This is a genomic window from Okeania sp. SIO3B5, assembly GCF_010692555.1.
GTDB lineage: Bacteria > Cyanobacteriota > Cyanobacteriia > Cyanobacteriales > Microcoleaceae > Okeania.
In genome coordinates, this window is the sequence record NZ_JAAHHG010000453.1 from 1 (window position 1) to 8,125 (window position 8,125).

4 protein-coding genes and 1 pseudogene are annotated in these 8,125 nt (G+C 40.3%); 1 reads left to right on the forward strand and 4 read right to left on the reverse strand.

Annotation, left to right across the window (positions count from 1 at the left end):
- Window positions 1-648: 648 nt before the first annotated feature.
- A complete protein-coding gene (locus F6K54_RS35205; RefSeq protein ID WP_293088355.1) occupies window positions 649-2,868 on the reverse strand; it encodes a polyprenyl synthetase family protein in 2,220 nt (739 codons plus the stop codon).
- Window positions 2,869-3,794: 926 nt separating this feature from the next.
- Complete coding sequence (locus F6K54_RS35210) at window positions 3,795-5,117, reverse strand: FG-GAP repeat protein (protein ID WP_293088357.1); 1,323 nt, start codon at window positions 5,115-5,117, stop codon at window positions 3,795-3,797.
- Window positions 5,118-5,188: 71 nt separating this feature from the next.
- Here F6K54_RS35210 and F6K54_RS35215 point away from each other — a divergent pair.
- A pseudogene (locus F6K54_RS35215) lies at window positions 5,189-5,927 on the forward strand (RNA-guided endonuclease TnpB family protein); the annotation flags it as partial.
- Window positions 5,928-5,986: 59 nt separating this feature from the next.
- Here the strand turns inward: F6K54_RS35215 and F6K54_RS35220 are convergent.
- Window positions 5,987-7,270, reverse strand: a complete 1,284-nt coding sequence (locus F6K54_RS35220) for a hypothetical protein (RefSeq protein ID WP_293088358.1) — start codon at window positions 7,268-7,270, stop codon at window positions 5,987-5,989.
- Between the two features lie 109 nt (window positions 7,271-7,379).
- Window positions 7,380-8,125: DUF642 domain-containing protein (locus F6K54_RS35225; RefSeq protein WP_293088360.1), on the reverse strand; the 746-nt coding region annotated here is incomplete at its 5' end.

Below are 8,125 nucleotides of genomic sequence, written 5' to 3' on the forward strand. Positions count from 1 at the left end.
TCAGTTGTGAAGAGACATTTGCAGCACCAGAGTTGAACCAGGTTGCAGTTGGAATTGAAGTTGTGGAAGTTGCAAAGAGTTCATATTTGCCTAAATTTTGTAAATTTTTTGGGTAGTAGTGATATAGCGCTACGCGCAAGTCATATCATGTCCGGTTGAATAATTAGATTTTGGTGGAAGGAAGGCAGGAGGCAAGAGGCAGGAGGCAGAAGGTTTTCTCAAGAGTGTCACCTTGATTTTATACACGCTCCGATGCTACCGGACACGATATAATCCCTGACTAAGTTTGAGCATTTATAAACGTCCTAATATCAAATAAGGTTCGAGTCTTTGTAGTGCGGGCATCTTGCCCGCAACAGATGTACCTCACTGATATGAAATATGCTGTAATATCATGTTCGGATAAGAGCGTGATAAAAAACTTTCTCCTTCAACTCCACTTATTCTTCTTCCAACTTCAGTCTTCCCTCCTGACTCCTGACTCCTGACTCCTGACTCCTAAGTCGTTATTTATTTATAACTGTTCAACCGGACATGATATAACCTATTTGCGTAGTGCTATATTCCGATCAAAAGTCAACTAGGGATCTTATCTATTCCCTATTCCCTGTTCCCTGTTCCCTGTTCCCTATTCCCTATTCCCTAATTTTACAAATTTCGATAAATCACATAATTAATCAATTGTTTCAAAAAGCGACGGTCTTGCAGAGACGAACCCCAATTTTCTCCCGGTTGCAAAGGAGATTCTGGCTTGAGAAAATCCAGAGATTCAAAGATATTGTCAGCTTGGTTAGCAAGAGTTCGAGCTAAATACCAACCATGATCAATACTACCGCAACGCTTCATTTCTTCTAGAATAAAACCAATTTGTTTTGGTGTTTTCTGTTGTCGTGGCAGTGCTAAAATTTCTAAAATCCGATCCGCAGCATTGCTATTAGCAATAACATGATTCAACATAATTGTGCGTTTACCTTCATAAATATCTCCCCCTATTTCTTTACCATAGGTTTTCAGGTCTCCCAAGATATTCAGCAGATCGTCTTGAATCTGAAAAGCAATGCCCAGAATCATCCCAAACCTAGTTATATCTGCCAGAGGTTTAACTAGCTCCGTCAAATTCGCCGTCGGGTGTCCAATAATTAGACCGATCCGCAAGGGAGTCATAAAGGTGTACCAACAAGTTTTCTTGACACACATAGTAAAATAATCTTGGTCTGTCAGATAACCAGTATTATTAGCCACCCAGTCCAACTCCATTGCTTGCCCTTCCACAGATTGCTGTGCCATAAATTCTATTTCATGCAAGACACTGAGGGTTTTTTGTATCCCGATCGCTGATAGATTTTCCAGCAACAACCCAACGGCTAAAACATTGGTAGCATCCCCAACATTAATTGCCCGAGCTACCCCAATAGCATGATGCAAAGTTTCCTTACCCCGCCGAGACTCAGAACCATCTTCTATATCATCATGTATTAAAAAAGCATTATGATATAATTCCAGAGCTGCTGCTGTTGTCAACGCCCTATCTCCTGTTCCTCCCATTGCCCTTGCTGCACTAATACACATTGTAGGTCGCAGCATCTTCCCTTTACGAAAGGGATAATCTTTCAGCATTTCGTATAGTTGAGCATAGCCTCCGGATATATCGCGCTTAAAATCAATAAACTGCATAATTCTGCCAGTAATTGCTGTTCGAGATTGTTGCAATGTCTCATTAATAATAGTCTTATCAAACTGTGGTTTCTCTACATCTAGAAGAGTTGCAATATCTTTCGGTTCACCTGGCAGTTGTATGCTACCTCCGTTAGGCAATGGTATAGTAGTTGCTTTCCCTGCATATCTACCATTGCTATGATCTTGTTTGAGGGGGTGAAATTGAGTAGGCTCTACCTTGGCTTCTGGGGCAGTTTGTACAAGTTCTAAATGACCGTTACTGCTACTACTTTGATTTCCATTATGGCCATTGCTATGATCTTGTTTGAGGAGGTGAAATTGAGTAGGCTCTACCTTGGCTTCTGGGGCAGTTTGTACAAGTTCTAAATGACCGTTACTGCTACTACTTTGATTTCCATTGTGGCCATTGCTATGATCTTGTTTGGGGGGGTGAAATTGAGTAGGCTCTACCTTGGCTTCTGGGGCAGTTTGTACAAGTTCTAAATGACCGTTACTGCTACTACTTTGATTTCCATTGTGGCCATTGCTATGATCTTGTTTGGGGGGGTGAAATTGAGTAGGCTCTACCTTGAGTTCAGGAGCAGTTTGTACAAGTTCTAAATGACCGTTACTGCTACTACTTTGATTTCCATTGTGGCCATTGCTATGATCTTGTTTGGGGGGGTGAAATTGAATAGGCTCTATCTTGACTTCTGGAGCAGTTTTCACCATTACCAATTGGTTTTTACTATTGCTATGACCATTACCATTAGTGCTAGCTCCATTGTGACCGTTACCATTAGTGCTAGCTCCATTGTGACCATTACCATTAGTGCTAGCTTTATTGTGACCATTACCATTGGTGCTAGATTGATGCCCATTGGCTACTAGAGTAGTTTCTTGGTTGCTTTGAAGATTGTTTTTTTTGGCTTCCTGTTCCTTGGGTAATTCTATAAAAACTTTCACCAAGACTGAATCAGATTTACCATGACCATTACCATTAGAATAGCTTTCATTTGCTAATACAAAAGTTCCCTCATTTCCTTGGAAATCTATTTTTTCAGCTCTCTGTCCTTTTGGCATTTCTATGGAAACTGTCAATGAGACTGAATCATACTTGCTATTAGAGGAATAGCGATCGCTTTTTGCTTGATTAGAGACAAACTGCTGGCCACAGTGGATATCTGACTTACCGTTAGAGGAAAAAGCCATTTTTGAATTTGGAGCAAACTTGCTGTTTTGAATATCAGGTTCGTTTACTAACCAATAAAAAAAACTGAAGATTATACAAAATAAAAATATGGCAAACATAAATTTTCTATAGTTCAATACTCTTCAATACAAACACTTTATCTCTTAACATGAAACACATTTTTTTGGTACAACAAGCAACAAATAATAATATTAACAGGACTTACGCATGAACGCTATTCGTAGGGTGTGTTAGCGACAGCGTAACTGAGCGAAGCCTTATATATATTGTCTTTGCGTAAGTCCTGATTAATAGGGAGTAGGGTCATTTCAGTTATCAGTTATCAGTTATCAGTACATCTGCCTGAAGTCAAAGGCTTGAAATATTGAACTTGATTTTTTTTTCATCCTCTTAAAAGGGGAGGCTTCAGAGCTTATTTTTTGGTGAAAGAATTGATAACTTCATTTGGGATAATTGATTTTATTTTTTATTATTGGAGATGCTTAATAATATCATGTTCTCCCGGAGGGGGCGCATGATATATAGCGTTTCTCAAATTGGTGAGATACAGTTTTAGATCCCCCCTAACCCCCCTTAGTAAGGTAGGACTGTTTCATTCTCGATAGACACGGAGACACGGAGACACGGAGACACGGGGACACGGGGATGGAGGCTTTTAAGCGGCATTGAACCAAATATCCTCTAAGAGCTTAAAGACGCTTATTGACTGAAAAATAGGCAAATTTTGGCAAATTTCACTGTTCCACTATCCCCTCATCTTCCGTTTTCCTTAAATCGTTAATCTACAATACTTTAGAAACAGCCCTGCCCTTAGTAAGGGGGGAGATTTCAAAGTCCCCCTTTTTAAGGGGGATTTAGGGGGATCGTAAATGTACCTCATCTTTATGATAAATGCTATAACTATCGACTGAAATGACTTGCTAACCTATGCCTTAGTGTCAACATCGCAAATATAGGCAAAACCAGTTTTAGAGCTTAACAACTCACCATTACCGCTGATAATAGCCCGGCTACCATCGAAGGCAACACCATAGCCCCATCCCCCATCTTTTGGCAAGTCTGAGGGTTGCAACTTCTGTTTTTGCTCCCATTTGCCATGTTCTAACTGAAACAGATAGACAGCACCGTAATCCCATATACCATTAACACTAGCCTGAGATGCTCCCACAACTGCTACGTTACCTTTGATACCTACAGAGCATCCAAAACAATCATGTTGCTTTTGGTCATTAGCTTGAATCTTCTGATGTAAGTACCACACACCGTTGTGTAATTCATAAACATAGGCCGCACCTGTATCTACTTTTCCTGATACACCAGAAAGATGTGCCCCTACAATTGCCCGATTGCCACTAACAGCTAATGACCAGCCAAAATTATCGCCAGATCCTAAATCTGGGGGTTGAAGTTGTTGCTGCTGCCACTTATCGTTCCCTAAGTTAAAAATGTAAGCAGCACCACAATTTTTTTTGCCAGGGGCATTAGCTAAATAAGCTCCTACCATTGCTACACTACCCTCGATATTGACCGAGTAACCAAAGCAATTACCAGCCTCAAGATCATCTGGCTGCAATTTTTTGCCTTTCTGTACCCACTTGCCACCTTCTAATTGGAAAATATAGGCAGCACCACAATAGTTTTTTCCAGGAGCATTAGCTGAATATGCTCCCACGATCACAAGTTTGCCATCAATTGCCACCGAATAACCAAAATAGTCGTTAGCTTTTAAGTCCGAAGGTTGTATGATTTGTTTGTGCTGCCACTGACCATCTTTTAATTCATAAATGTGAGCGGCACCCGCATTATTTTGGCCCAAAGCACTAGCAGAATACTGGCCGACAATTGCAAAGTTACCGCTGATATCTAAAGAGTGACCGTACCCAGCCATTTTCTGACTTCGAGGTTTGAGCTGCTGTTTTAACTTCCACTGACTATTTTGCCAATGATAGATATAGGCATTACCTTTACCATCATCCCCAACCAACGCATAGTCACCATCAATGCCCAAAGCTTGCTTAAAAGCGAAATATTCACTAGCACGATTCTTGGACAGTTTTTGTCTAGGCTTTAATTTTTTGTTCAAAAAAGGAGCTGTTTGTTGCACCCAATATTTAACATTAACTCCCTCGGGCTGATATTGGGAGCAGTAGAGACAGAGATTATCTAGGTTTTCTACTGCTTGTCCTGGTTTAGCTCCTTTATAACCGACGATCGCCCAACTACCTCCATATTGGAGATTTCCTACCATTGTCGAACCAATAGAAGAACAAGCTTTTTTGATGTTCTGTTCTACTTGCGTGCCTGTATAATCTTTTGAGACTGAAGCCGACTAATAAACAAGTGGGGATTGACTTAGGAATTACCAGCTTGCTAACCACCAGTGATGGAGAAAAAGTTGCCAACCCAAAGAATCTTCAAAGGTTACATAAAAAATTAAGGTTAGCCCAGAAATCTTTAGGCAGAAAACCCAATAAAAAGTCTAATAATTATCAAAAAGCTAGGCTAAAAGTAGCCAAGATACACGCAAAAATCAAAGATTCAAGACTTGACTATACTCATAAACTGACAACTCAACTAATTAGAGAAAACCAAACGATAGTAGTTGAGGATTTGGCAGTAAAAAACATGGTGAAAAACCACAAATTAGCTAGAGCTATAAGTGATGCCAACTGGGGAGAATTGGTGAGGCAATTAGAATACAAAGCTGATTGGTATGGACGAGAGTTAATCAAAATTGACCGATATTTCCCTAGTTCAAAACGTTGCTCTAATTGTGGCCATGTAATGGAAACATTGCCTCTGAATATTAGAGAATGGGATTGCCCAGAGTGTGGTAGTCACCATGACCGGGACATAAACGCTTCAGTAAATATTTTGCGGATGGGAACCCGCGGGGTGCGATAGACGCAAGGGAACGCCCACCAAGAAGGCTGCTGGACTAGCAGTGTCAGCCTGTGGAGCGACCGTAAGACCTTCTGGGAGTAAATCTCGGAAGGCGGGTGCTACGAAGCAGGAAGCCCCTAACCGTGATGCTAGGGAATCCCGCGCTGTCTCGTGAGAGCAGCGTCGGGAGGATGTCAAGTTTACTTTCTAACCTCAGCAGACCTACCTTGATTATCATTTAACAATTAGAGTAAATGTATGTTTAGGCGGGTTAACACTATGGTCATCAACAGTGATTGTAAAAGTATAAGGCCTAGCTATTTTTGGTCCGGCAGGAGGGGGAGCTAATGGATCGACAATTATTTTTCCTGTTGGGTCAAGTTTCAATCCATCGGGTAGCTTGAGTTGGCTGTCAATGTCGTACTCCCAAGAAGAAGGGCATGGTGAAGTCGAACAAAAAGCTCCTCCTGATGGTCCTATGGATAGATCTATCGGTAGGTTTGTTGTGTCCTTAACCTTTAATTCTGGAAGTTTAAAACTAGGATTGAAAATAGCTGGAGGAGAATAGGGAGCTGGAGCAGTACCTGTTATAATCGAGCGAACAACATTCTCTATGATATTCTTATTAGTCAGTGGAGCATCAGTAGCAAATATTAAGTAGTAAAAACTATCGAACAAGGATATTTCATCTGGGACAAAATTCTTTCTGGTTCTTATTCTATCTCTCAATATGTGAGGAGGGAACACTTTGGAATATTGGTAATTTGCATTGTTGTGAAATGGGACAGACATATGTGGAGTTAGATCTATATCTGATATAGAAGAATTTTCTACAATTAAAACGTGATGAATAGTAGGGAGGGAATTAGAAAGACTACTATTAGGTATCTGCTGTTCCCAAACAACAGCAGTACTTCCATCAACTGTCAATTTTTGTCCCTTAGTTGTTCCTGGGGTTATTAATGAAGAGTAATCCGAATTTAGGTGGAGAGAATTGTTATACATAAAGTTTTTTCTCAGTTCGCTGGCCCCGAAAATAGCAAATTCAGGATATTGCTCTGCAAAATAACGCCCTAAAAACTTTTCCTCGTAACCACTCTCCTTAGTTTCACGAATTAACTCTTTTATTTCAGTATTGTACGCATCACCGTTCAACACTGTAGGAGAATTGTCCGATGTTCTTTCACTACCTCTATTGGAGTATGGAGAAGAGTACCACGAAAGACGTTGCCAAGATGGACAGGTACCACTACCATTGAGGTATTTTCCTGTGATGGTTTTATCTGAAAACCAAGTAGTACCTTCACAGTCTCGAGGAAATTGATAAGAACTATATACAGGGCTAGAATAAGACAAAGGTTCCAAAGTATGAAGACCAGGAATAGCCCTGCCGATCGCCTGATGGTTACGCTTAGTGCTAGAGAATGTATATTGCAAATTAGCAGCACTCACGGGTTTAGGGAAGCCTAAAAGTATCACTAGGCAAACCATAACCATTAAAATCAGAAATTTTTTCATTTTTTTTCTCCATTGGAAAAAAGTAACTTTTTGATTTAGATATTTATATCCAGCGATCGCCCTATTTAACCAACAAGGGCGATCGCTTCAAAGACTTAGAAAAATCAGACTACTGGCATAAATTCAGACTCACTGCATCTAGACGAGTACCATAACTATTAGCTTTCTCATTGAGATTATCAAAACTGAGAATAGTTTCAGTGGTTTTAGCTTCCACGTCGTAGTTCATAACCTCCCATGCAGTATCATTGTCAAGTTTATCTAGTGCTTCAAGTAATTCATTTCCCCAATACACATTCAATTTGTCATGTTCGACTGCCGCTAGATTATCACTGGCTTCAAATGCAAAAGTTAGCTTGTAAGTCTTCCCTACCTGAGTGGCAATTTTCTGAGAAATTTTAGTTGTTGCATTGATACTATCAAGATCCACAAATTGCGACCCAGAGTAAGCACTTTTACCAAGATCTTTATGATTGATTTCGATGTTCTGAGATGACTGCCAGCCTTCAATTGGAGTTTTCACCAGAAAGCCTTTGACTCCGTAACTATACTCTGTTTGAGTATCTGGTTTTTCAAAGCTGCCATTGACGACTAAGTTGTTTGGTGCTGTATTTTGACATAAAACCTTCTGAGGTACTTGTTGAATAAAGCTAATATCACCAATTAAATAACCACCATTTTCAGGGCTAAGTAAGCTCATTTGTACCCCGGCAATTTTCTCTTTGTCGTCATCAGTGGCAAAACCAAGATACTCTGTACCAGTTTTACTATTAGTTACCTCTCCCAATAGTCCTCCGTTGCGATCAAAAACTTTGACTTTGACAGCACCTACTGTGGTGGTTGTACTGGGGCAGA